General features: G+C 66.1%; 24 protein-coding genes, 1 other RNA gene and 1 pseudogene. 16 read left to right on the forward strand and 10 right to left on the reverse strand.

Features of this window, described 5'->3' with window-relative positions; translation table 11 throughout:
- Positions 1-73 precede the first annotated feature (73 nt).
- The 5 genes from ACP59X_RS13100 (at position 74) to ACP59X_RS13120 (ending at position 3,712) form a co-directional block, all read left to right on the forward strand.
- Complete coding sequence (locus tag ACP59X_RS13100) at positions 74-1,300, forward strand: AAA family ATPase (RefSeq protein WP_428558984.1); 1,227 nt, start codon at positions 74-76, stop codon at positions 1,298-1,300.
- A 3-nt stretch (positions 1,301-1,303) separates the two neighbouring features.
- Positions 1,304-1,816, forward strand: coding sequence for a hypothetical protein (locus ACP59X_RS13105; RefSeq protein WP_428558986.1), 513 nt, complete (start codon positions 1,304-1,306; stop codon positions 1,814-1,816).
- Positions 1,817-1,840: 24 nt separating this feature from the next.
- Positions 1,841-2,599, forward strand: coding sequence for a 16S rRNA (uracil(1498)-N(3))-methyltransferase (locus tag ACP59X_RS13110; RefSeq protein ID WP_428558988.1), 759 nt, complete (start codon positions 1,841-1,843; stop codon positions 2,597-2,599).
- Positions 2,600-2,705: 106 nt separating this feature from the next.
- A complete protein-coding gene (locus ACP59X_RS13115; protein ID WP_428558990.1) occupies positions 2,706-3,083 on the forward strand; it encodes a PilZ domain-containing protein in 378 nt (125 codons plus the stop codon).
- Positions 3,083-3,712, forward strand: coding sequence for a tetratricopeptide repeat protein (locus ACP59X_RS13120; protein WP_428558993.1), 630 nt, complete (start codon positions 3,083-3,085; stop codon positions 3,710-3,712). The genes ACP59X_RS13115 and ACP59X_RS13120 overlap by 1 nt, the downstream gene beginning before the upstream one ends.
- Positions 3,713-3,839: 127 nt before the next feature.
- Here ACP59X_RS13120 and ACP59X_RS13125 read toward each other — a convergent pair whose 3' ends face one another.
- Positions 3,840-4,127 carry a YciI family protein gene (locus ACP59X_RS13125; RefSeq protein ID WP_428558996.1) on the reverse strand — a complete coding sequence of 96 codons (288 nt, stop codon included), beginning with the start codon at positions 4,125-4,127 and terminating at the stop codon, positions 3,840-3,842.
- A 156-nt stretch (positions 4,128-4,283) separates the two neighbouring features.
- Between ACP59X_RS13125 and ACP59X_RS13130 the strand changes: the two genes are divergently transcribed.
- On the forward strand, positions 4,284-4,763 hold the full coding sequence (locus tag ACP59X_RS13130) for a cyclic nucleotide-binding domain-containing protein (RefSeq protein ID WP_428558999.1): 480 nt from the start codon (positions 4,284-4,286) through the stop codon (positions 4,761-4,763).
- 162 nt (positions 4,764-4,925) lie between these two features.
- On the opposite strand, the gene ACP59X_RS13135 is transcribed toward ACP59X_RS13130, so the two are convergent.
- Entirely contained in the window at positions 4,926-6,866 is a 1,941-nt protein-coding gene (locus tag ACP59X_RS13135) for a methyl-accepting chemotaxis protein (protein ID WP_428559001.1), read from the reverse strand.
- A gap of 615 nt (positions 6,867-7,481) precedes the next feature.
- On the opposite strand from ACP59X_RS13135, the gene ACP59X_RS13140 reads away from it, so the two are divergent.
- From ACP59X_RS13140 to ACP59X_RS13155, 4 genes are all read left to right on the forward strand, one after another.
- Positions 7,482-7,727, forward strand: coding sequence for a hypothetical protein (locus tag ACP59X_RS13140; RefSeq protein ID WP_428559003.1), 246 nt, complete (start codon positions 7,482-7,484; stop codon positions 7,725-7,727).
- Between the two features lie 52 nt (positions 7,728-7,779).
- Positions 7,780-8,137: a transfer-messenger RNA gene (gene ssrA, locus ACP59X_RS13145) on the forward strand.
- Between the two features lie 208 nt (positions 8,138-8,345).
- Positions 8,346-9,560: a tyrosine-type recombinase/integrase gene (locus ACP59X_RS13150; RefSeq protein ID WP_428559006.1), complete on the forward strand. Its 1,215-nt coding sequence runs from the start codon at positions 8,346-8,348 to the stop codon at positions 9,558-9,560.
- 41 nt (positions 9,561-9,601) lie between these two features.
- Positions 9,602-10,999, forward strand: a complete 1,398-nt coding sequence (locus ACP59X_RS13155) for a hypothetical protein (protein ID WP_428559008.1) — start codon at positions 9,602-9,604, stop codon at positions 10,997-10,999.
- Between the two features lie 280 nt (positions 11,000-11,279).
- Here ACP59X_RS13155 and ACP59X_RS13160 read toward each other — a convergent pair whose 3' ends face one another.
- From ACP59X_RS13160 to hydE, 7 genes and pseudogenes are all read right to left on the reverse strand, one after another.
- Positions 11,280-11,612: a hypothetical protein gene (locus ACP59X_RS13160; protein ID WP_428559010.1), complete on the reverse strand. Its 333-nt coding sequence runs from the start codon at positions 11,610-11,612 to the stop codon at positions 11,280-11,282.
- 535 nt (positions 11,613-12,147) lie between these two features.
- Positions 12,148-13,085: pseudogene (locus tag ACP59X_RS13165) on the reverse strand (serine O-acetyltransferase).
- The gene (locus ACP59X_RS13170; protein WP_428559013.1) at positions 13,082-14,173 is read right to left on the reverse strand and encodes an XdhC family protein; all 1,092 of its coding nucleotides are present in this window, start codon (positions 14,171-14,173) and stop codon (positions 13,082-13,084) included. Before ACP59X_RS13170 ends, ACP59X_RS13165 begins: the two are co-directional and overlap by 4 nt.
- A 15-nt stretch (positions 14,174-14,188) precedes the next feature.
- The gene (locus ACP59X_RS13175; protein WP_428559015.1) at positions 14,189-15,352 is read right to left on the reverse strand and encodes a cysteine desulfurase family protein; all 1,164 of its coding nucleotides are present in this window, start codon (positions 15,350-15,352) and stop codon (positions 14,189-14,191) included.
- Between the two features lie 12 nt (positions 15,353-15,364).
- Complete coding sequence (nadA, locus tag ACP59X_RS13180; protein WP_428559017.1) at positions 15,365-16,450, reverse strand: quinolinate synthase NadA; 1,086 nt, start codon at positions 16,448-16,450, stop codon at positions 15,365-15,367.
- Positions 16,451-16,465: 15 nt separating this feature from the next.
- A complete protein-coding gene (gene cysK, locus ACP59X_RS13185) occupies positions 16,466-17,431 on the reverse strand; it encodes a cysteine synthase A (protein ID WP_428559019.1) in 966 nt (321 codons plus the stop codon).
- Positions 17,432-17,532: 101 nt separating this feature from the next.
- Entirely contained in the window at positions 17,533-18,636 is a 1,104-nt protein-coding gene (gene hydE / locus ACP59X_RS13190; RefSeq protein WP_428559021.1) for a [FeFe] hydrogenase H-cluster radical SAM maturase HydE, read from the reverse strand.
- 274 nt (positions 18,637-18,910) lie between these two features.
- Between hydE and ACP59X_RS13195 the strand changes: the two genes are divergently transcribed.
- From ACP59X_RS13195 to ACP59X_RS13220, 6 genes are all read left to right on the forward strand, one after another.
- Entirely contained in the window at positions 18,911-19,747 is an 837-nt protein-coding gene (locus tag ACP59X_RS13195; RefSeq protein WP_428559023.1) for an ATP-binding cassette domain-containing protein, read from the forward strand.
- 13 nt (positions 19,748-19,760) lie between these two features.
- On the forward strand, positions 19,761-20,891 hold the full coding sequence (locus ACP59X_RS13200; protein ID WP_428559025.1) for a trans-sulfuration enzyme family protein: 1,131 nt from the start codon (positions 19,761-19,763) through the stop codon (positions 20,889-20,891).
- 33 nt (positions 20,892-20,924) lie between these two features.
- Positions 20,925-22,082 (forward strand): trans-sulfuration enzyme family protein, encoded by a 1,158-nt coding sequence (locus tag ACP59X_RS13205; RefSeq protein WP_428559026.1) that lies wholly within the window; start codon positions 20,925-20,927, stop codon positions 22,080-22,082.
- Between the two features lie 133 nt (positions 22,083-22,215).
- Complete coding sequence (locus ACP59X_RS13210; protein WP_428559029.1) at positions 22,216-22,647, forward strand: MOSC domain-containing protein; 432 nt, start codon at positions 22,216-22,218, stop codon at positions 22,645-22,647.
- Positions 22,648-22,789: 142 nt separating this feature from the next.
- Positions 22,790-23,239 (forward strand): RrF2 family transcriptional regulator, encoded by a 450-nt coding sequence (locus tag ACP59X_RS13215; protein WP_428559032.1) that lies wholly within the window; start codon positions 22,790-22,792, stop codon positions 23,237-23,239.
- Positions 23,240-23,392: 153 nt separating this feature from the next.
- A complete protein-coding gene (locus tag ACP59X_RS13220; RefSeq protein ID WP_428559035.1) occupies positions 23,393-23,899 on the forward strand; it encodes a hypothetical protein in 507 nt (168 codons plus the stop codon).
- Positions 23,900-24,074: 175 nt separating this feature from the next.
- On the opposite strand, the gene ACP59X_RS13225 is transcribed toward ACP59X_RS13220, so the two are convergent.
- Complete coding sequence (locus tag ACP59X_RS13225; protein WP_428559038.1) at positions 24,075-24,716, reverse strand: class I SAM-dependent methyltransferase; 642 nt, start codon at positions 24,714-24,716, stop codon at positions 24,075-24,077.
- Positions 24,717-24,764: the final 48 nt, after the last annotated feature.

Raw genomic sequence — 24,764 nt, forward strand, 5'->3', positions numbered from 1 at the left:
CCGGGGGGGATCATCCCCCCCGGTCCCCCCGGTCTTGTTGCTGTCTTATCCGCCGCGCGGGAGGGACCGCGTCATGATCAAATCCCTGCGGCTGGTCAACTGGAAGAGCTTCGCCGACGCGACGCTCTACATCGATCCGCTGACCGTGGTCATCGGCATGAACGCCAGCGGGAAATCCAATATCCTGGATGCGTTGGTTTTTTTGCAGCGGATCGCTTCGGGAGCGACAATCACGGCGGCTATTGCCGGAGACAATGCCTTGCCCAGCTTGCGCGGTGGCCTCGAATTCAGTGCTAGACGTCCAAAGCACTATTTTTGCATCACCGCCACGATTGCCAATCCAAGCAACTCGGATAGTAACTACGAATATTCCATCTCCGTTCTAACAAACCAAACGACTGCTAAAATATTTTCCGAGGAACTCCTGATACCCGAATCGAACACTGCTCTGTTCACATCCGAGACAAGAAAAGACAGCCAATTACTGAAGACCTATTTTGCACGAGGAAAACAAATTCTTCCTAAGCGAATCGACCAAAATCCATTTTATAGCATTATAAGCCAGACAGAGACCATGAATATTTCTAAAGAAATCAAGTCGGCGGCACGAATTGTACGTGAAAAATTACAATCCATATTTATCCTCGACCCAATTCCCAGCCATATTCGCGATTACGCCCCTCTTTCTGAGACGCTTAAATCCGACGCTTCAAACCTCGCTGGCGTATTGGCTTCTCTCCCAGAAAACGAAAAAACAGATATCGAATCAACGCTGACGAACTACCTCAAGCAGCTGCCGGAAAAAGACATCGAAAGAGTCTGGACCGAGCGCGTCGGCAAATTCCAGTCCGACGCCATGCTCTACTGCGAGGAAAACTGGGGCGCCGACGGGCCGCAAATCGTCGACGCGCGCGGCATGTCCGACGGCACGTTGCGCTTCCTCGCCATCGTCGCCGCCCTGCTCACCTGCAAGGAAGGCAGCCTCCTCGTCATCGAGGAGGTCGACAACGGCCTGCACCCCTCCCGCGCCGACACTCTCGTGGAAATGCTGCGCACCCTCGGCGCGCGGCGCAGCATCGACGTCATCGTCACCACGCACAATCCGGCCCTGCTCAATGCCCTTGGCCCGGAAATGGCTCCCTTTATTTCGGTCACCCACCGTGACGCCTCCGGCGCAAGCGCCATCACCCTGTTGGAAGACATCGAACAACTTCCCAAAATCATGGCCAGCGGCCCGCTGGGCCGCATCGTCAGCGAAGGACGCCTGGAGACCGCCTTGCAGGCCGAGGCCGGCAGGTAGGCCATGCCGGGAAAGGTCCTCGTCATCGACACGTCCATACTGTGCGTATGGCTCAAACTGCCCGGCCTGGAGCATTGCGGGTCGGACCACGACAGGTGGGATCACGCGCGCGTTGCGACGAAATTGCGAACCGAGGCAAAAAACAAGGCCACATTCGTTCTTCCCCTGGCGACCATCATCGAAACGGGCAATCATATAAGCCAGTCCGGAGGCGACAGAAAACCCCTGGCCGAAGCCTTGGGCGACATCATGCGCCGGGCGGCGGACAGTTCCACGCCGTGGGCCGCTTTTGGCGATCAAAGCGAATTATGGTCGCCGGAAAAACTCCACCTCCTGGCCGCCACCTGGCCGCCGCTGGCCGCCCAAAAACTTTCCCTCGGCGATGCGACAATCAAAGAAGTCGCCGCCTATTACGCCAAGGCCGGCTACACCGTGGAACTCCTGACCGGCGACCAAGGCCTCAAGGCCTGGGAACCCCCAACCCCGCCGCTCATACCTCGTCGGCGCAGGCACTGATCATTCAAGCGATTTGAGGAACAAATGGGCCGGCCTGACGCTTTTTTCATCCCCCCCGCGTCCTTCCGGGAACCCTTCGCCTTGACCGGCGGCGAGGCGCACCACTGCGCCCGGGTGCTGCGCAAAAAAACCGGCGAGATCGTGCGCGCCTTCGACGGCCAGGGCCGCGAGGGCCTGTTCACCATCACCGACCTGGCCAAGGACCGGGTCGGCCTCTCCCCCGTCTCCCTGGGCGAAACCCCGCCCCCGGCCAACGGGATCGTGCTGGCCCCGGGCTTTTCCCGCTCGGCCAGGCGCGATTTCTTCCTGGAAAAAGCCGTGGAACTCGGCGCCGCCGGCATCCTCTTCTGGCAGGCCGAGCGCAGCCAGGGACGCCTGCCCGAAACGGCCAAGGACGCCTGGGCCGCGACACTCGTGGCCGCGGCCAAGCAGTGCGGCGCGGCCCGCTTGCCCGAGCTTGCCGTGATCCCGGCCGGCGCGGCTGGACTCGTCGCCGTGTGCCGGCAACGCTTCGCCCGGCGCTTTTTCCTCTGGGAGGAGGCGGGCTGCCCCCGCCGCCTGACCCTGGCCGACCTTTCCGGGCCGGGCCAGGCGGTTTTTGTCCTTGGCCCGGAGGGGGGCTTTACCGATGCCGAGGTCGTACTGTTCCAGGACGCCGGCTTCGTCCCGGTGAGCCTCGGCCCCCGGGTCCTGCGCTGGGAAACGGCCGCCCTGGCCGTGCTGGCCCTGGGCCTGGCCGCGCCGCAGGCCGCCAACCCCGCCGCCGGCCGAGCCGGGGATTGAGGCTTTATCAATCCCGCTGAAGCGGGTATAGGGTGGCGTGTCGCGCGCGCCGACCGCGCGCGGGAAAACGCCGGCCCCTGCGACAGGGCTGGCGAGCGAGGGCTCCATGGGAGAGGAAAAACGTCGGCGCAGCCGGGTTTGCGCCCAATTCGACGCCTACGTCTACAGCGACGGCGAAAAAATTCCGGTCAGCACCCAAAACATCAGCATGAAAGGGGCGCTTTTCAGTCCCGAACCCCGCCTGGCCGAAGACCGGGAATGTACGGTGGTGTTCGTGCTGTCCAAGGAAGTGACCGTACGCCTCAAGGGCATGGTCGTGCGCTCCACCGACGAAGGCACGGCCATCGATTTCGAAAGCATGGACGAAAACGCCTTTTTCCATCTGCGCAACATGGTGCGCTATTCTGCCCGGGATGCCGACATGATCGACAAGGAGTTGCAGGTGCCGGCCTTCGAGCCCCAGCGCGAAGGGGAAGACGACTGATGCGCCCTGCGCCCTGGCTGCGCCTTTTGGGTTTGGTGGCCCTGGCTGGCGGGCTATGCGCCGCCACGGGCCGGCCGGTCCTGGCCGGCGGCATCGACCAGGCCAAGGCCGGCCTGGAAGCCCTGGCCGAAGGGGAAAACGCCAGGGCCGTGACACTGCTGACCGAAGCCATCGACTCCAACGAACTGCCCGAGGAAAAGCTGGCCCTGTTCTACGCCGCCCGTGGCCAGGCCCGCGCCGCCCAGGGCGAACTGGCCGCGGCCATCGACGACGATACCAAGGCCATGGAGAAAAATCCCGACAACGCCGCCGCGGCCTACAATCGCGGCAACGCCCACTTCGCCCTGCGCCAGTACGACCAGGCCATAACCGACTACTCCAAGGCACTGGAGATCGACGTGGCCAATGCCAAGGCCCTCAACAACCGGGGCGCGGCCTGGTTCAAGAAGGGCAACCTGCAAAGCGCCCTGGCCAACTACGCCCTGGCCATCGCCGTGGACGCCGAGGACCCGGACATCTTCCTCAACCGGGGCAAGGTCTACGAGGCCATGGGCGAACCGGAAAAGGCCCGCGAGGATTTCCTGCAGGTCAAAAAGCTCGACCCCTCGGCCAAGACGCCCCTGGACTGAGCCGGCACTATCCCGGACCGCGTCGGCCCCCTCGTGTTGCGTCCCTTCAAAAACACGATCGTATTTTGAAAAAAAAACATCCTCAGGCGTTGCGCCGGAACACGTCTCTATCCTTTTCGCGGGCGCGTCACGAGAGGAGGCAAGCCAGTTCGGGCGCGGCCTTGCTCGGGACGAACTCCACCACCTCGTAGCGGGCCGCGCCCTCGCGCCAGAAGGGATCGCCGGCCAAAACGGCCATTAAGGCCTCCCGGCTGTCCGCCCGGGCCAGGATCAGGCCGCCCGTGCGCGGCACCTGCCGCCCGGACAGCACAAAGGTCCCCTGCGCGTAATGTCCTTCGAGAAACCGGATGTGTTCCTCAAGCAGGGCATCCACCGCCGCCACGGGTTTCACGTAGTGCAACAGCACCAAAAACATTGCGACCTCCGTCGTTTGGCCCCGGATGCCCCCTTTGCCGGCGCGGGTCAAGCCGGGCGTCCGCCTTCCCAAGCCTCGCCTCCTTGGGTAGGGTCACGGCACGGGCCGGCCATGCGGCCGGGCCAACCGCGAAACGTCCGCCAAAGGAGACGGCCCGTGGAACAGCCCTCCGGTCAAGCCCCTCGCGCCGCCCTCGCGGCGCGACTGGCCACGCTCAAGCTGGGTGAGGCCTTCGAACAGGACGAGATCGACACCCTGGCCGGCTATCTGCTGGAATCCGCCTTTCCGGCCGGGACCGTCGTCATCCAGGAAGGCCGCAAGGCCAACTCCCTGGCCTTCATCGAGGACGGCGTGGTCACCATCCAGAAAGAGGATACGGGCGCGCCCGAACGCCACATCATCGAGCTGTCCCGGGACGCGGTCATCGGCGAGATCGCCTTTTTCGACAATGCGCCCCGCTCGGCCACGGTGGTGGCCCGCACCGACGTGCGGCTGCTGGTCTTGACCCGGGAGGACTTCGACGCCATGGTCGAGGCCTCCCCCCGGCTGGCCATCAAAATCCTCTTTTGCATCGGCCAGGTCCTCAGTCGCCGGCTGCGCCAGGTCAGCGGCCGCTTCGTCGGCTTGCTGGCCTGATCGCGGCCACCGAAGGCCCTGCCGGCAGCACCCGGCCCGGGCGAGGGTTCCCCCCAGCGCCGCGCCCGGTCGGGGGTTGGCCCGTTTGCCGTCTGGCGGCGACGGCCGGCTTTCCAAGTGACGGTCACAACCGCCGCACGGCGGGGGTTGTCCTGCCCGCCGTCAGGCGGCGATGGCCGGCCGCTCGTCCCCAGCGTCGGACTCCAGCCCCGCGACCACGGCCTCCAGGTTCCGGGCCTGGCCGCCCAGGGCGCCCACGGCCCTGGTCGAGGCGGCCATGGCTTCCATGGTTTCCGTGGCGATGCGGTTGATCTCCTCCATGGCCCGGCGCATCTGCTCGCAGGTGGCGGCCTGCTCCTCGGCGGCAGCGGCCATGGAGCGGATCTCGTCGGAGGTATGGGCCACGATGCCGACGATTTCCTGCAACATCGACCCGGAGTCATTGGCCTTTTGCGTCCCCTCGCGGATGGCCCGGGAGGTTTCGTCGGTTTTCTCGATGTTTTTGCGGGCGCTTTGCTGCATGGCCGTGATGAACCCGGCCACGTCCTTGGTGGCGGTCATGGTCTTTTCGGCCAATTTGCGGACCTCGTCGGCCACCACGGCGAACCCGCGCCCGGCGTCACCGGCCCGGGCCGCCTCGATGGCGGCATTGAGGGCCAGGAGGTTGGTTTGGTCGGCGATATCGGCGATCACGCCCATGATCCGGCCGATGCCCTCGGCCTGGCCGCCCAGGTCGCCCATGTCGCGGCGCAGCTCCTCAGCCAAGCGGTTGACGTCGCGGATGGCCGCGACCACGGCCGAGACCATGTCGGCTCCCCGCACGGCCTTTTCCCTGGCGGCCTCGGCCCGGGTATCGGCGTCGGAGGCGCTTTTGGCCACATCGGCCACGGCGTCGGTCATGGCGTCCATGGCGGCGGCGATCTCGCCGATACGGTCCTTCTGCTTGCCCGTGCCCCGCTCGACATCGGTCACGCGGCCGGTCAGGTCATCGATCTCCCGGGCCAGGCCATCGGCGATGGTGCCCGCCTCCCGAGCCGTTTCGCGCATGCGGCCGGACTGTTCGAGCATCATGGTCTCGCGGCGGCGCAGCTCGGTGAAATCGGCGTAGACGCAAAGCGATCCCATGATCTTGCCGTTGATGGCGTTGTACAGCGGCGTGGCATCGATGAGGATGTTGCGGCTGTTGCCCTTGCGGGAGATGAGCTCCACCTCCTTGCGGATGGCCCGGCCTTCGGCCATGGCCGTGCCGAGGACGGTCCGGCGACCCGGCTCGCCGTAGAAAAAACCGGCCACGTTCTGGCCGTAGTGGTCTTCCGGGCGCCCCGACTGTTCCAGCAGTTGCATCAGGTTGTCGTTGGTCAGTTGCAGGTTTTCCTTCTCGTCCACCACCACGAAGGGCGTGGCGATGCCCCGCACGATGCCCTGGTAATAGCCCAGGGAGTGTTCGAGGAAGCGGACCATCTCCAAAAGGGACTCGGCCATGTGGCCGAACTCCCGCGGCAGGCCGCCGGCCGGCTTGGTGCTGAAATCCCCCCGGCCGATGGTCTCGGCATAGGTGACGATGGCCGTCACGCCCCGGCTGACCCCCCTGACCAGCACGGCGATGAGGACGACCAGCAGCGTGACCGAAACCACGGCCATGATCAGGAACATGCGAAAGACCTGGGCCTCGCCGGCCTCGATGGCGGCCAGGTTGGCCTTGGAGGCCTCCTGCTGGGCGGCGACGCAGCCGAGGACCGTGTTCTTGATCTCGCGCCACAGCGGGGTTTCCTCGCCATTGAGCACGTCCACCGCCTTTTGGGTTTCCCCGGACAGGGCCATGTCCATGACCTTCAGTTTGAGGGCATGACTCATGTCCCATTTGGGCAGGACGATACTCAGCCGGCGGGCGATCTCCCCCTGGGCCAGGCCGGTTGCGGCGGCCAGGGCCTGACGGAATTCCTGATCGGCCTTGGTGAAATTGTCGCGGGCTTTACCGTCCGCGGGATTGAGCAGTACGTTGCGTGTGGCCTGTTCGGTTTGCAGGCCCTGGGCGTAGACGTTTTGGATATGAAACAGCAGCGGCCCGTCCACGGTGGCAATGGTATCCAGGTGTCCGGCCATCCTGGATTGCTGTACGTACAAGAGGAACAATGTCAGCCCTGCCCCCAACACACTGGCAATGCCGAGCACCACCAACAACCATTTGATACTGATACGGCCCATGATAAACCTCGCCCCAAAGATATAGAACCCAGGGAATTGGCTCGAACGACCCTATTTCCTAGCCAAGAAGACAAATCCGCGTCTATTTGGGCAAGTATATTACAACAGTGTTTTTCGTGCAAGCCATTCGTGACACTTCTTTTTGTCATCGATTTGCGAAAATCATCACAAATACTGTTCGTCCGTTAGAGTGAAAACAGCCTCGATTGTGCACAACAGAACATGCTCCTCCGAAAAACCGCCCCTGTCCTGCAAACCGCAATCCATGCCCCTGCCCTGCCGTCGCCAAACCAGGGAGCACTTGTGCGCCGACCTCGCCGGCCAGGGCCGCCCCAGGCCTTGGGAACCGGGGAAGCAAGGCAGGCTTGCGCCGCCCGGCGACACAAAAAAGGCTTTCCCAACCGGCCAGGCCACGGTAAAAACGATCAGGCCGGCGCGGCGATAGCCCGCGTCACCGCGAGAATGGCCGCCGCCCCTTGGCCGCCGCATCCGTGCCGTGAAGGAGAATCGACCATGCGCCGTATCGTGTTGTTGCTTATTTTGCTCGTGTCCGTCGCCGCCGGCTGCACGCGGCCGCCTTATGCCGCTCCCGGCAAGGATTTGGCGGCCATAAACGAAGACTTCACCGACTGTTTCACCAAGGCTTCGCTTTCGGTCAACACGCCACCCTTCCCCAATGCCCCCCTGCGGCAGGCGGACAAGGAGACCGACGCCTGCATGGTGGAGCGCGGCTACACGTGGCAGTTCCTGGTTTTTTAGGCGACGCGCGCCCTTGCCTTTCGGGCCGGATGCCTTATTATGAATTTTCGACGGGGGCGCCCTGGTTTCGACGGGGATAGCAAAGCCCTGGTTGCAGGCCGAGGTGCCGCGAGGCCTCGTAAAACACGCGGCAACTGGTTAACTGCCAACGATTACGATTACGCCCTGGCTGCTTAATGACAGCCAGCGTCCCCTTGGCTGACGCCTGATACGTCAAACCGGGACGCCAACCCCCATCAGGCTGGCGCAAACCCTCGTCCGACGGGGTGCGCGCGAGACTTAAGCCGGACTGGCCGGAGGCGGCCCGGCCGGAAGGCCTGCCCGAGGCGAGATTGTTTTTCGGTCTAAGCCTGTAGACGCTAGGAGTGGCGCATTCTCGGACGGGGGTTCGATTCCCCCCGCCTCCACCAAAAGAACTTCCAACGCGGTCCGATACGATCCAAAAGACCAAAGATTTCAAGGCGAAGCCGGGCTAGAGATAGTCCGGCTTCGTCTTTTTAGGTCCGTTGACATCCAGTATTTGACCGGATAGCAAACCGGATAGGCGACACGTGACCGCTTGGGAAACCGGATATCTGACAGAATCCCCGGCCGTGCCTGCCTCCGGAGGATATCCGTATGGCCTTGACCGACGTCGCCGTAAGGAACGCCAAGCCCGGCCCGAAGACTATCCGCCTCAAGGATGAACGCGGACTTCATCTTGAAATCAGCCCCAAGGGTGGCAAGTGGTGGCGTCTGCGCTACTGGATATCCGGTAAGGAACGCCTCATTTCCCTGGGCACCTATCCGGATATCTCTCTCAAGGACGCCCGGGAGCGCCGCGACGAAGCGCGCAAGCTCATCGCCAACGGCATCGACCCGAGCCAAGCCCGCAAGGAAGAGAAAGCCGAGATCGCCGCCGACGCCGTGACCTTCGAGAAGGTGGCGCGGGAATGGTTCGCCAAGTTCAAGGAGAACTGGACACCCGGCCACGCCGCCAGGACCATGCGCCGCTTTGAAATGGACGTCTTCCCGTGGATCGGCGCGCGCCCCATCCGCGACATCCTGGCCCCGGAGCTACTGACCACCATTCGTCGAATCGAATCCCGGGGAGCCATTGAGACGGCTCACCGAACCTTGCAGAACTGCGGGCAAGTCTTCCGCTACGCCGTAGCGTCTGGCCATGCCGACCGCGACATATCAGGCGACCTGCGCGGAGCCATCCCGCCTTCCAAGGAAAAACACCACGCCAGCGTCACCGATCCAAAGGACGTGGCCGTCCTTCTACGAGCCATCGAAACGTACGAGGGCTCTTTTGTGACCATGTGCGCCTTGCGACTTGCCCCCATGCTCTTCGTGCGCCCCGGCGAGCTCCGCCATGCAGAATGGCCGGAAATCGACTTGGACAAGGCGGAATGGCGCATCCCGAAGAACAAAATGAAGATGCGGGAGCAACATATCGTGCCGCTCTCCCGGCAAGCCGTCGCCATTCTATGGGAATTACATCCCCTGACCGGAACCGGCCGCTACGTATTCCCTTCCGTGCGGACCTCAGCAAGACCCATGTCCGAGAATACGGTCAATGCCGCCTTACGCCGGCTCGGTTACTCCAAGGAAGAATTGACCGGGCACGGTTTCCGCTCCATGGCCTCTACCCTGCTCAATGAAATGGGCTGGAACCGAGACGCCATTGAGCGCCAACTTGCCCATGCCGAGCGAAATTCCATCCGTGCGGCCTACAATTTCGCGGAGTTTTTACCCGAGCGTCGGAAGATGATGCAGGCATGGGCGGACTATCTGGGCAAGCTCAAAGCCGGAGCGAAGGTGACTCCTCTTTATGCCTCTGAGACATAAGGCATTGTTTTTTTCCAACACGCAATAATAGAGGCGATTTCATGAAGTCAAAGGATGGGTTTAAATTTGTTTCATTAAATGACGTTATGCATTTGCCAGACCTTATCCTAAGGTGGCCGTTTCATCTGACCTTCGAGAAGGTGGCCCGGGAATGGTTCGCCAAGTTCAAGGAGAATTGGACCCCCGGTCACGCCGCTCCCAAATATCCCTTGACTTTGTTTTGCCGAAGAATTTTTATGAAGTTGTTTGGGGTCTCGTACACCCTGTCTTGCGAGCAACGGCTTCGGTTTTCGACAACCGCCTTGCCGATGTTTCAAGGCCTTGCCGGCACGGAGCCGCCTGCACCTGCAGTCCAGGAGGCTTCCATGAAAAACGCAATCGTGTGTACCCTCCTTTCCAGCCTTGCCCTGTTTCTGTCCTGCCCGTACCCGGCGGACGCCGCACCGACCTACCGCTACACGGACCTGGGCACTCTCCCCGCTCCCTACAACACCGGCAGTCACGCCTACGGCATCAACAACCTCGGGCAGGTTACCGGAAGATCGACAGATGTCCCACCCCACGCCTTTCTCTACAGCAATGGTGCTATGCAAGACCTAGGCACGCTGCCTAGTCCCATGGACTATCAAAGTGACGCAAGGGCAATAAATGACTCTGGGCAGATAGTGGGCCAATCTCATGATTCTTCCTGGTATGGCGAGGCATTCCTCTACAGCGGCGGGGCGATGCATGGTCTTGGCTATCTCACCGACGGGTACTTCAGCTTTGCATATGGCATTAACGACGCCGGACAAATCGCCGGCGCCTGCTTTTTGGTCGCCTCCGGTGCACCACACGCCTTTCTCTACAGCGGTAGCATCATGCAGGACATTGGCACCCTTCCGTTTCCATATACGTCTGGAAGCTATGCTTACGGTATCAATAGTTCCGGACAGGCAGTCGGCTATTCGTATAGCTCAGGCGGCACAATACGTACGCGGGCTTTTCTCTACAGTGACGGGGCCATGCAGGACCTCGGCGTGCTTGCGGGCGGAGACAACAGCACGGCGGCAGCCATCAACCGCTACGGGCACGTGGCCGGATCGTCCACGATCGCCTCGGGCTATACCCATGCGTTCCTGTACAGCGACGGGGTCATGCTGGACTTGGGTGTCACCGAGGGCGCCGTGGAAAGTTTCGCCATGGGCATCAACGCTTCCGGCCAGGTGGTGGGCTATACGCTCTCCCTCACCAATGGCAACCGCGCCTTCCTCTATAGCGGCGGGACCATGTACGACTTAAACAACCTCGTGAAAAACCTGCCGACAAACGAAGTGCTCGTGGACGCCCCGGGCATCAACGGCCAGGGGCAAATCATCGCCAACAGCGGGAACGGCCGCGCCTACCTCCTGACCCCGATGCAGGCCGCTCCTGCCGTTACGATGTTGTTGCTGCAATAGCCTCACTGTGGGGCGGCTTGGTGCGCAGGCGCAGAATACCCACCAGGAAGGCGCCTTCGTTTTGGACCGTTGGCATCCAGCAACGATGGGGCAAAGGGGAAAGGAACAATACCGCCGGAAGTTGTCTCCGGCTCGAAACACCGCTGCGCGTAGCGCAACACATGGGGACAGGCAGCCTCCCTGCGAACGAGGCGCGAGTACCTGGGAAAATGCCAACAGACAGTGCCTGGAAATTTACACGTACGAACGGGGCGGACGGGGGGCATTCGGCCCCCTGGGACTACTTCCCAATGATGAAATCAAAACTCTCGTCGGCGATTGTTCCCGCACCAGAACCGGAGAAGCCGGCAGTGACAAAGGCGAATGAACCCAGCCTTCCGTCTTCGCACTGCACCTTGCCACGGCCCTTGCTCCAGCTCTCAAAGGAAAAATTCCCCATACAGGCAACACCCTTGCTTGTCGCGAGCTTCACATCCCCCTCGCCGTTGATACGCACTGTCGCCGTTCCGGTGAAAGTCTCCGTGCTGTCCTTGACCGCGCCACGGATGGGAAGTGTCATTGCCTGAGCGGAAAAGATGCCGACATTAAAGACAAAAACGAATGCAAGGGCCAACGGAAAACATGCCTTCAACAAAATGAGGTGACCAGCCTTCACTCCCTATAACCTCCAAAATTTGCTCCATGGAAGCACTCCACAGAACACTTCCATGCACCCCAGGCGCTTACATTGCATACACACGAACAGGCTAACCGGCATTTGCCACCGGATTGTTTTGTGCGCGTTTGCTTCCCAAAAGGCACAAGCTGTCCGTCCCGTCGGGGCTTTTTCCAGGACAGGATGCAAAACGTATCGCTCCCGAACCAGCAACCCAGGCTCGGTTTACACAGTTTTCGGGAAACGCACAATTTATTATTCTTCGAAAAGTGTTTTGCATTGGTTTGCGCGCGCACGTGAGGCTTGGTCCCCTCCCCAAGGGTTAGGGGATGTCACCATAGGGTTGGCATGCACCATGGGGCATAGCCGAGGCTGGTGATTGGTGGCGGCAGCGGGACCGGCCACCATGTCACGGCCCACGATACGCAGGCCGCCGTTGCGCTCCCGGCGGCGACCGACACCCTCCCCACGCCCCGCCGACGGGCCGAGCGCGTCAGATCCCGGCGCCGTCCAGCAGCGGGACGCCGATGGCGCGTTGCTGCGTCATCCGCGAACCCGGCGGCACGTCGTGGGTCAGCCAGACATTGCCGCCGATGATCGAACCCGCGCCGATGGTGATGCGGCCAAGCACCGTGGCTCCGGAATAGATCACCACCCCGTCCTCCACGATGGGATGGCGCGGGATGCCCTTGACCAGCCGGCCCTGCCCGTCCTTGGGAAAACTTTTCGCCCCCAGCGTCACCCCCTGGTACAGGCGCACGTTGTCGCCGATCACGCATGTTTCGTCGATGACCGTGCCGGTGCCGTGGTCGATGAAACAATGCCGCCCGATGCAGGCTCCGGGATGGATGTCGATGCCGGTTGCGGCGTGGGCCATTTCGGTGAGGATACGCGGGACGAGGTCCACGCCGAGCAGGTGGCGTTCGTGGGCGACCCGGTAATGGGTCAGGGCGGTGAGGCTGGGGTAGCAGAAGATCGTCTCGCCGGGGCTGCGCGACGAGGGTCGCCCTCGAAGGCGGCCTGGGCGTCGCCGGCCAGCGCCTCCCGCAGGCGCGGCAGGGTTTGCAGGAAGGCGTCGGCCAGCCGCCTGGCCCGTCCGTCGCAGTCCTGGCATTCCCCGCCGCGTTCCAGGCCGCAAAAAAAGCAGTACCCCCGGCGGGCCTGGTCCGTCAGCAGCCGGTGCGCCTCGGACAGGTTGGCGCCGACATGGTAGCGCATGCTTTCCGGCCCGACGCTCGAATTGCCGAAATAGCCCGGAAAAAGCACGGCCCGCAGCCGCTTCATGCACTCAGCCAGGACCTCGACGGACGGCATGGGCTCGTCGTGCAGCGTGCGGTGAAAGACCTTTTCGTAGGAAGCCGGAGCGCACAGGCGTTCGACCACCGATTCGAGGCCGGTTTCGCTGGCACGGACGTTTCGCCATTCGGTCATACGCCGACTCCTTGGAGAGCGGTCGCCGAGGCCAGGGAGGCCGCCTTTGCGGCGCGGCGGGCGGTGCGGGCCTCGATGAGTTCGGCCACGATGGAAACGGCAATTTCCACGGGCGTGTCCCCGCCGATGGGCAGACCGATGGGGGCGCGGACACGGGCCACGGATCGCCGGGAGAAGCCCTTGGCGACCATTTCGTCGAGCACGGCCGCCGTCTTGCGCGCCGAGCCGATCATGCCGATGTAGCCGGCCTCGGTGCCGAGGGCCGCCACGAGAATGGTGCGGTCCTGCTTGTGACAGCGCGAGACGATGACCACCGAGGCGTCGGCGTCGGGTTGGTTGCCGGCGAAACAGGCTGCGAAGGACGGCAGGACCACGACCTCGTCGGCCAGGGGGAAGCGTTCGCGGTTGGCGAAGGCGGCCCGGTCGTCGAGGACGACGACCCGGAAGCCGGCCATGGCGGCGAACTGAGCCGTTGGCCTGGCGACGTGGCCCGCGCCGCAGAGGTAGACCGTATCGGCCCGGCGAAACGGTTCCAGGAAATAGCGCCCGCCGCCAAGGACGGCGATGCCGGCCTCGGACAGGGCCGGGGCGAGCCGGCCGGCCTCGCGCACGACCGCCTCGGCAAGGGTGCCGGCCAGCTGGTGGCCCGCGGCATCGAGCAGGCCCCGGGCAGGCCCGCCCTCCCGGCCGCCTTCCAGGGCCGAAACGAGTAGGCACTCCGTATTGGTGGCCAACTGCCCGGCCAGGGCGGCAAACACGGCCCGGGTCGCCGGCGTCGGATCGAGGCGTTCCACAAAAACCTCGGCAATGCCGCCGCAGATGGCGTCCACGTCGTCACCGATGTCGCCGGACAGGTCCATTTCGAACCGTTGCGGCCGGCCCGTGCCCATGGTTTCCACGGCTGCGGCGATGGTGCGGCCTTCCAGCGGCCCACCGCCCACGGTGCCGGCGATGTCCGCGTCGTCGAAAAGCAGCATCCTGGCCCCGGCCGGGCCGGGAGACGAGCCGGCCTTGGCGACCACGGCGGCGGCGACCAGGCTTTCGCCCCGGCCGAGCACACGGTTTACGGTATCGATAAGATCGCGCATGGGACACTCCTTGGGTTATGGCGCGGCCGTGCCGCCCAGGCGGCGGGCCCTGGCCACGGCCTCGGGAAAAACGGTTAAAAAGGCCTCGACCTCTTCCAGGGTGTTCATCCGGGAAAGCGACAGGCGCAGCGTGCCGCGCAGATACCGGCCCGCCACGCCCATGGCGGCCAGGACATGGGACGGGGCGGCCGAGCCGGACCGGCAGGCCGAGGTGGTTGAAAGGGCGAAGTCGCGGTCGTCGAGCTCGGCCAGGAGCACTTCCTGGGGCGCGCCGGCGACGCCAAGGCTTATGGTGTTGGCCAACCTCGGGGCCTGGCGGCCGTGGATGGTGATGTCGGCAAGGCCGGCCAGGATGCCGTCTTCCAGATGGTCCCGCAGCTCCCGCAGGCGCGTGTGGCCGTCCACGGACAAAAAGGCCCGGGCCAGCGCGGCCGCCTGGCCAAAGCCGACGATGCCGGCCACGTTGTGCGTTCCGGCCCGCCGGCCGGATTCCTGGCCACCGCCGAAGACAAGCGGGGTAAACGGCGCCCCCCGGCCGACGGAGAGCGCCCCCACTCCCTTGGGGCCGTGGAGCTTGTGGGCCGAGACGGTCAGGTAGTCCACGGGCACTTCCCGCAAGGACAGGGGCACCTTGCCAGCCAACTGCACGGCGTCGCAGTGCAGTAGCGCCCCCCTGGATCTGACCAGGGCCGCGATTTCCGCCAGGGGCCACAGCACGCCCGTTTCGTTGTTGGCGGCCATGAGGCTGACCAGGGCCGTGTCCGGCGTGACAGCCCGGGCCAGCGCCTCCAGGTCGAGCCTGCCCTGGCCGTCCACGGGCACGAAGACCACTTCGGCAAGGCCACGATCCCGCAGGTACTCCAGCCGGCGCAGCACGCAGTGGTGCTCCACGGGGGAGGTGACCACGCGCTTTTTGGCCGGATCGGCCAGCACGGCCGACAGGATGGCCGTGTTGTTGCCCTCGGAGCCGCCGCTGGTGAATACGAGCCGCTCGGCCGGGCAGTCGAGCAAGGCGGCGACCTGGCTCCTGGCCTCCTCCACGGCCTGCCTGGCCCGCTGGCCGTACTGGTGGGGACTCGACGGGTTGCCCCAGCATTCCCGCAGGTACGGCTCCATGGCCGTCAACACCTGGGGGGCCAGGGGCGTGGTGGCGTTGTTGTCGAAATAGACGCCGGCCATGGGGCACCTCCGTCAGGCGCAGGCGAGCATACGGTCAAGGGCCAGGCGCGCCTGGCCGGCCAGGGCCGGATCCACGCGCACGGCCGGGGGCGGCGCGCCCGCCGCGACGGCCTCCAGCACCCGCAGCACCGACCGGGGCCGGGTGCGGTACATGTTGGCGCAAAGGGCCTGGTGGGGCGAAAGGGAGACCACCAGCTTGTCGGGATTGCGCCCGGCCAGGCGGGCCACGAGGTTGATCTCCGTGCCCACGGCCCATTTGCTGCCGGCCGGGGCGGTGTCGACCATCCGGGCCAGGGTTTCCGTGGAGCCGTAGGCGTCGGCCTCCCGGAGGACGTCCAGGGAACATTCGGGATGGACGATGACGCGGATGCCCGGCTCCTTTTCCCGCCAGGTTGCCGCGTCCCCGGGTTCGAACATCTGGTGGACGACGCAGTACCCGTTCCAGAGGTAGACCTGGGCCGCGTCCATGGCCCGGGCGTCGAGGCCGCCGTGCGCCTTGTCGCGGTCCCACACGGCCAGTGCCGACGCAGGCAAGCCCAGTTCCAGGGCGGCGATGCGGCCCAGGTGCTCGTCGGGAAAGAAAAAGGCCTTGGCCCCCTGGGAGAGGACCCAGGACAAGGCCTTGACGGCATTGGCCGAGGTGCAGGCCAGCCCGCCATGGCGGCCGACGAAGGCCTTCAGGGCGGCCGTGGAGTTGACGTAGGCCACGGGGAGGATCGTGCCGGCCCGGGCTGCGGCCAAGTCGGCCCAGGCCGCTTCCAGGGCGTCGACACTGGCCATGTCGGCCATGGAACAGCCGGCGCTTGCCTCGGCCAGGTACACGGCCTGGTCGGGCGCGGTCAGGATGGCGGCGGTCTCGGCCATGAAGCGCACGCCGCAAAAAACGATGTGCCGGGCCGTGGCCGCGGCCGCCGCCCGGGCCAGGCGCAACGAGTCGCCCACCACGTCGGCCACGGCCACCACGGCGTCGCGCTGGTAGTGGTGGGCCAGGATCAGGGCATCCGGCCCGAGCAGGGCCTTGAGGACAAGGATGCGGTCGCTAACCGCGTCCTCGGACAGGGCCACCGGATCGACCGCCGGTCGGGTACGTGAAGCCATGGAGACCTCCCGCGGCTAGCTTTCGCCCACGCCTTCAAACAGCGCCGTGGACAGGTAACGTTCGGCGGCGTCGGGCAGGATGACCACGATGACCTTGCCGGTGTGGCTGTCCAGGCCGGCCAGGCGCAGGGCGGCGGCCACGGCCGCGCCCGAGGAGATGCCGGCCAGGATGCCCTCCTCCCGGGCCAGCCGCCGCGAAGCCTCGATGGCCTCGTCGTTTTCCACCCGCTCCACCCGGTTAAGCAGCGTCAGGTCCAGGGTGTCCGGGATGAAGCCCGCGCCGATGCCCTGGATCTTGTGCGGCCCGGGAACCAGGGCCTCGCCGGCCAGGGCCTGGCTGATGACCGGGCTCCCGGCCGGCTCCACGGCCACGCTTTCCACGGCCTTCCCCTTGGTCTTTTTGAGGAACCGGGAAATGCCGGTGATGGTGCCGCCGGTGCCCACGCCGCTTACGACCACATCCACCCCGCCGTTCGTGGCTGCCCAGATCTCGGGGCCGGTGGTGTGCTCGTGGATGGCCGGATTGGCCGGGTTCTTGAATTGCTGGGGCAGGAAATAGCGCCCGGGGTCGGCCCCGGCCAGGGCCTCGGCCCGGCGCACGGCCCCGGCCATGCCTTCGCTGCCCGGTGTGAGCACCAGCTTGGCCCCCAGAAAGGCCAGCACCCGCCGCCGCTCCAGGCTCATGGTCTCGGGCATGGTGAGCGTTACGGGATAGCCCTTGGCCGCGGCCACGAAGGCCAGGGCGATGCCGGTGTTGCCGCTGGTCGGTTCGACCAGTTCCATGCCCGGGCGCAGCACCCCGCGCGCCTCGGCATCCTCGATCATGGCCGCGCCGATGCGGTCCTTGACGGAAAAGGCCGGGTTGCGCCCTTCGACCTTGGCCAGGACCGTGGCCCCCTTGCCTGCGGCCAGACGACCCAGGCGCACCAGGGGCGTGCCGCCGATGGACTGCGACGCATCGGAAAAAACCTGCTGCGACATTGTGCTTCCCTCCGGTTGAGCCATGTACGGCGATGCTTAGGTCATAAACTTGATGAAGTTGATGACCTAATACGCCAGACCTGTTGCCTTGTCGAGCATTTTCATAGCGATTTAGTCTGGTTTTTAGCACACCCCTCCAGCCCGCCCCCGGATGGCGCCGGGTGGCCGGCCACAGGGCGGAAGCGTCGGGAATGACCCGGTCCCTGGCCGACCTGGCGGCCAAGGGCCGACAGCCGGCCAAGGACGCAACGGGCGCAGGCCTCGCCGGATTCGTCCAGGCAGGGCTTGCCCGGATAGAGCTGGTAGTCGGCGCGCCGGGAAACCGGCGTGGCGCTCGGCATGAAGACGTTGGCCCCGCGCGAAAGGGCCAGGTTGCGGCCCGTGCCGGGAAACAGGGCGTCGAAGGCGGTGGTGGCCGGGATGTGGGCGTCGGGGTTGACCAGGCGGGTGGCGGCCAGGGCCACGAAATGGCGCTCGGGGTCCTGGTCGTGGCTATTTTGCGACAGGCCCATGGGCGTGTCCGGATGCGGGAGGTAGGGGCCAAGCCCGATCATGTCCAGGTCGAGGTCGCGGCACAGCAGGATGTTGTCCGCGGCCGTGGACAGCGTTTCGCCCGGCAGCCCGGTCATGAACCCGCCGCCGGTCTGCACACCAAGGTCCAGCAGGTCGACCAGGCAACGCAACCGCTCGGCCAGGGTGCAATCCGGGTGCAGGCGGGCGAAAAGCTCGGGGTCGCTGGTTTCGAAGCGCAGCAGGTAGCGGTCCATGCCGCAGTCCCGCCACAGGGCATAGACCTCGCGCGGCCGGTTGCCCACGGAGAGCGTCACGGCCAGGCGGGTTTCGGCCTTGATGCGGGAGACAAGGCGCCCCAGGGCCGCGTCGCCGTCGGGGCTTGGCGCCTCGCCCGATTGCAGCACGATGGTGGTCTGGCCGTGCTGCCCCATGCGCCGGGCCAGGGCCAGGATGGCCTCGTCGTCCAGGCGGTAGCGGTCCACCTTGGCGTTGCCGGCCCGGATGCCGCAGTACAGGCAATCATTGGCGCAAATATTGGAAAACTCCACGAGCCCGCGCAAATGGACGGCGTCGCCGTGGTGCTCGCGGCGCACGGCGTCGGCCCGGTCGTAGAGCTCCTGCCGGGCCTGGCGCCCCCTGATGTCGAGCAACGCCATGAGTTCCTTGCGCGTCCAGCGTCGTTGTCCGGCCATGGCCTCCTCCTTGATTTTCATATTGTTTTAGTATGAAATAAGGGCATGCCGCGTCGCGGCTGGGCGGCGGAGCCACGCTAGCCGGGTCTTTACATCATAAAATTGATCTGAAAAATATATTTTTATTTTAGGCTGGAATCATTGAGCTTATTGTAAAAATTCCACCACCACTGTTGACCTGGGCCAGCGGCTTATTTTATCATAAATTTGACTGAATTGATGATATTAAAGTCGCCGATAACGTTGCCGTCGCAAAAACGCCAAGGAGTCCGACATGTTGCCAAGCAACCCTCAGGCCTGGGACACGGGACTGGCCGTTCGCGACCTGCGCGCGGTCCATGACGGCCGCACGCGGTTGGAGGATCTCCGGTTCCACATTCCGCCCGGCCAGCGCGTCTGCCTCCATGGCCCTCCCGGCTGCGGCAAGTCCCTGCTGCTGCGGCTCCTGGCCGGGCTGGAACTCCCGGCCTTCGGCCGCGTCACCTGGGAAGGACGCCCCGTGGCCGGCCAGGACCTCGACCGGGGGCTTGTGCTTTGGGACAGCGGACTCTTCCCTTGGCTGAGCCTGCTGGAAAACTGCGTCCTGGCGGGCGAGGCGGCCTGGCCGGACCTGGCCGCGGGCGAGGTCCGGGCCCGGGCCGTGGCCGCCCTCGTCCTGGCCGGGCTCGGCAACATCCTGGACGAGCGCCCCCTGGGACGCTCCCCCGGGGAACGCCTGCGGGCCAACCTGGCCCGGTCCCTGGTGCTCGGCTCCCCCGTCCTTTTCCTCGACGACCCCTGCGGCGCCCTGGAGCCCGGGGAACGGGCCGTCTTCGAGGCGGTCCTGCCCGGGCTCTTGGCCAGTGCCAGCCCGCCGCGCACGGTCGTTTTGGCCACCGCCGACCTGGACGAAGCCCTGTGCCTGGCCGAGCGCGTCATCGGCTTGCCGCCGGGGCCCGGGCCGCTGGTCTGCGACGAGCCGACGCCCGGCCCCCGGCCCGTCAGCCGCGACGAACTCTACGGCGCGCCGCCCTTTCAGGAACTGCGCCGGGCCATCGGCGACCGCTACCGCCAGGACCGGCGGCGGCGGCTGGCGGCCCGGGATTTCTTCGGCTTCGGCGAAGGCATCTGAAGGAGGATCGGCCATGCGCCTGGAAAGCTACCTGGCCCAATGCGGCTCCCGCTGGGACGAACGGACCGGCGCCGTGTCCATGCCCATCTACCAGACAGCCACCTTCCGCCACCCGGGACTCGGGCAATCCACGGGCTATGACTACACAAGGACCGCCAACCCCACCCGCGACGTCCTCCAGGACACCCTGGCCCGCGCCGACGGCGGCTGCCGGGGCTTGGCCTTCGCCTCGGGCATGGCCGCCCTGGACTGCCTGGGCCGGCTGTTCGCCCCGGGCGAGCGGATCGTCGTCACCGAGGACCTCTACGGCGGCACCTACCGGCTGTTCGAGCGCCTCTACCGGCCGCTTGGCATCGAGGCCGTGTACGTGGACACCGCCGACACCCCGGCCGTGGCCGTGGCCCTCGCTGGCGGGGCCGCGGCCCTTTTCGTCGAAAGCCCGACCAACCCCCTGCTCAAGGTGGCCGACCTGGCGGCGCTTGGCCGGCTGGCCCGGGACCACGGCGCGCTCTTCGTCGTGGACAACACCTTCATGACGCCGCTGCTCCAGCGGCCGCTTAAACTGGGGGCCGACGTGACCGTGTACAGCGCCACCAAGTACCTCGGCGGCCACGACGACGTGGTGGCCGGCATCCTGGTGGCCAAGGACCCGGATCTGGCCGAGCGGCTGGCGTTTTTCCAAAACGCCGCCGGAGCCGGGCTGGCCCCCCTGGACAGCTGGCTGATCCTGCGGGGGCTCAAGACCCTTGGCGTGCGCCTGGCCCGCCAGCAGGCCTCGGCCCGGGCCGTGGCCGATTTCCTCGCCGCGCATCCGGCCGTGGCCCGCGTCCATTACCCGGGCCTGCCCGAACATCCCGGACACGACCGCCAACGCACGCAAGCCGCCGGCTTCGGGGCCATGGTCTCCTTCGAGCTGGCCGAGCCGTGCCGGGCGGCCGACATCCTGGCCGGGGTGCGGCTGTTTTTATTCGCCGAAAGCCTCGGCGGCGTGGAATCGCTGGTCACGCTGCCCGCCGTGCAGACCCATGCCGACATCGACCCGGGAACCCGGGCCAGGCTCGGCGTGACCGACGGCCTGCTGCGCCTGTCCATCGGCCTGGAAGACCCGGACGACCTGGTGGCCGATTTGCGGGCCGTTTTGTGACGCCAACCAACACAACTTGAAAAAGGCAACGCCATGGACCTCACCACCCTGCTCATTCACGGCGGCCAGGACCCCGACGAACCCTACGGCGACCTGAGCCTGCCGCTGCACCCCACCTCGACCTTCGCCCAGGCCGACCCCGCCCGCCCCGGCCGCTTCGACTACGCCCGCAGCGGCAACCCGACCCGCCAGGCCGTGGAATCCCACATCGCCGCCCTGGAAGGCGGGGCGCGCGGCCTGGCCTTCGCCTCGGGCATGGCCGCCATCACCAGCGTCCTGCTGCTTTTTTCCCCAGGCGACCATATCCTGGCCGGCCGCGACCTCTACGGCGGGGCCTACCGCGCCCTGACCACCGTTTTCGCCCGCTGGGGCCTCGAAACCACCTTCGTGGACACGACCGACCCGGGCGCCCTGGCCGCCGCCGTCACCCCCCGCACCCGGGCCATCTACGTCGAAAGCCCGTCCAATCCGCTGTTGACCGTGACCGACCTCGGGGCCGTGGCCGCCCTGGCCAAGGCCCAGGGCCTGCTCGTCATCGTGGACAACACCTTCCTCACGCCCGTTCTCCAGCGCCCCCTCGCCCACGGCTGCGACATCGTGCTGCACAGCGCCACCAAATTCCTGGGCGGCCACAGCGACCTGGTGGCCGGCCTGGCCGTCACGGCCGACGCGGCGCTCGGGCAAAAGCTCTACGCCGTGCAAAACACCTGTGGCGCGGTGCTCGGCCCCCAGGACTGCTGGCTGCTCGCCCGGGGCATGCGCACCCTGGCCGTGCGCCTGGCCGCCGAGCAGGAAACGGCCCGGGAACTGGCCACCTGGCTGGCCGGGCGCCCCGAAGTGGCCCGTGTCCATTATCCCGGCCTGCCCGGCCATCCCGGCCACGCCATCCAGGCCCGCCAGGCCGACGGCCCGGGCGCGGTCTTGAGCTTCGAGCTGCAAAGCGCCAAGGCGGCAGAGGCTTTCATGCGCACGGTGCGCCTGCCCAAGGTGGCGGTCAGCCTCGGCGGGGTGGAGTCGATCCTGTCCTATCCCGCCGCCATGTCCCATGCGGCCGTGCCACCGGCCGAGCGGGCCAAGCGGGGTATTACCGACGCCTTGCTGCGCCTGTCCGTGGGGCTCGAGTCGGCCGCCGACCTGAAGGACGACCTGGGCCGGGCCGTGGGCGCGGCAGCGGAGGCGGAGGCGGGCTGAGGTGTGGGGACAGCCTTGACGGATCATGGCCCATGTCCTAATCATCATCTCGACGATCGAATTTATTACAACATACATCCGTCCGGTCGGCAGGCGCCGCAGCTCCGTGACGGCATCCCGGTGGAGGAAAGCCATGGCAACGGTCCATTCGGTCTGCGTCAGCGAGCGCAAGGGGGAAAAGAAACATCCCGTGGAGGCCGTCGTGTTGCGCGAAGAGTACGGCATCGAGGACGACGCCCATGCCGGCTCCGGCCGGCAGGTGAGCCTGCTGGCCCTGGAAGGCGTCGAGCGCATGCGCCGCAAGCTCGCCACCATCGCGCCCGGCGACTTCGCCGAGAACCTCACCGTGGACGGCCTGGAACAACTCGGCCTGGCCCCGGGCAACCGCGTCCGGGTGGGCGAGGCGGTGCTGCTCGAGGTCACGCAGATCGGCAAGGAATGCCACGGCCATGGCTGCGCCATCATGCGGGCCGTGGGCACCTGCGTCATGCCCAAGGAAGGCGTGTTCGCCCGGGTGCTGGCCGGCGGCACCGTCCGGCCCGGCGACAGCGTGCGCCTGGCCTAGTGCCGCGCCCGGCGGCCGCTTCGGGAACCTGGCCAAACGCACCCCGGCAGGCCGGCTGGCCCAAGGAGGCCGGGGTGCCGCTTGCAAACCACACGTGCCGCTGGGTCCAGGCGGCCCGCACGAAAGGAGGGGTGAGGCGACAATGTGGGTGACGCAGAAATGCCAATACGCCTTGCGGGCGCTTTTTGAACTGGCCAAGCGGCAAGGCGAGGGGGCCGTGCGCTCCGTGGACATCGCCGCCAACCAGGCCATCCCCAAGCGGTTCCTGGAGGTCATCCTGCACCAGTTGCGCCAGGGCGGCTTCGTGGATTCCCAGCGCGGCAAGGAAGGCGGCTTTTTCCTCAGCCGCCCGGCGGCCACTATCACCGTCGGCGAGATCATCCGCTTCATCGACGGCCCCATGACACCGGTGGACTGCCAACTGGACCGACCCCACTTCGACTGCGCCCTCAAGGGCTCCTGCGTGTTCATGGGCCTGTGGGACGAGGCCCGCGAAGCCCTGGAACGCGTCTACGACACGAAGACGCTCCAGGCCCTCCTCGACCGGGAGGCAACCATGCGGGAAGAGCTGCCCGTGCACTACACCATCTGACGCGAGGCCCATGGGACCCGCACGGCAGCCGCCCGCCCCGTCCCGCCATCGCCTGCTTTGGGCCGATTGCCCTTGATATTCCCGCCGCCTACGCGGTATGTTCGCCTTAAGGCCTCTCTCCGTACAACGCCCACGGCCCGAAGGAGTGCACACATGCGCCAACCGCTTTTCCCCGATCCGCTCAGCCGTCTCCGGATGCTCTTTTTCGCCTGCGCCGTCACCTTTCTGGCGCTTGTCGCCCTGGCCCCGGCCGACGCCCGGGCCGACGACCTCGGCCGGCCCGTCGGCCGGGTGACCATGGAAATCGGCCAGGGCGGCTTCATCCTCAGCGCCACCGGCGGCCAGGGCACCCTGGTCTTCAAGGGCCACAGCTACCCCTTCAAGCTCGGGGGCCTGGGCATCGGCGGCTTGGGCGTGTCCAAGGCCAATGCCGTGGGCGAAGTCTACCGCTTGCGGCGCGTCGAGGACTTCCCGGGCGCCTTTTTCCAGGCGCGGGCCGGCTATGCCGCCGTGACGGGCAAGGGCGTCCAGTGGCTGGAGAATTCCAACGGCGTCATCCTCAAGCTGCGCACCACCACCAAGGGCGTGTCCCTCAACCTCGGCGCCGATGGCCTCAAGGTCGAAATGGGGCCCATCAGGCACGGCAAGCCCAAGGGCTAATGGCCCGGGGCGGGCCACCCCCGCCCCGTCGCCAGGCCGTCCGCCGGCCCGGGAAACGGCCGCGGCCTGGCCGCATGCCCAGGCGGTCGAAACGCGGGGTGAAAGGGTCAACCGGCCCGCGTCACGGGCCGTGGCGTACCCCATGCCCAGGCGGTCGAAACGCGGGCGACGGGGGTCAGCCGGCCCGGCTGACGGCTCGCAGCGTGCCCACGGACAACACCTCGCGGTAGGCCCCGGCGGCCAGCAGCTCGGCGTAATAGGCCGTGACGCCGTCAAAGGTGCCGATGTCGTGGAAAACGGCCAGGCCCTGCGGCACGAGGAAGGGCGACCAGGACTCGAAATCCTGGCGCGAGGCCGCAAAGCCATGGTCGCCGTCGATAAAGAGCAGGCGGATGGGATGGCTCCAGCCGGCCACGGCCGCGGCCGAGCCCTGGCACAGGGCATGGACCCGGTCCCGCTCGCCGACCCTGGCCAGATTGGCCTCGAAGGCCGCGTAGAGCCTGCCCTGGGTGACCAGGGGAGCTTCATGCCCGCCGCCGGGTTGGTGCTCGGGCGAGCCCTGGAAATGGTCCACGGCCACGACCTTCTCCCGGCGGCCCCGCCGGGACCCCCGGGCCAGGTAGGCCGTGGACCGGCCGGCGAAACTGCCGATTTCCACGATGGCGCCCACCCCCGGGCCGTACTGGGCCAGAAGCAGCAAGGCATAGCCCTCGATGGGGTCGAGAAACCCCTCGATGGCGGCGAATTCGTCCGAGACCAGCCAGTAGTCCGAGGCCACGGCCAGGCGGCTCAGGATGGTATCCAGTTCGGGTGTCATGCAAAGGCCGTTAGCAGGCCGGCCGGCGCTTTGTCATCCCGGCCCTGG

Source organism: Solidesulfovibrio sp. DCME (assembly GCF_049995385.1).
Lineage (GTDB): Bacteria > Desulfobacterota > Desulfovibrionia > Desulfovibrionales > Desulfovibrionaceae > Solidesulfovibrio.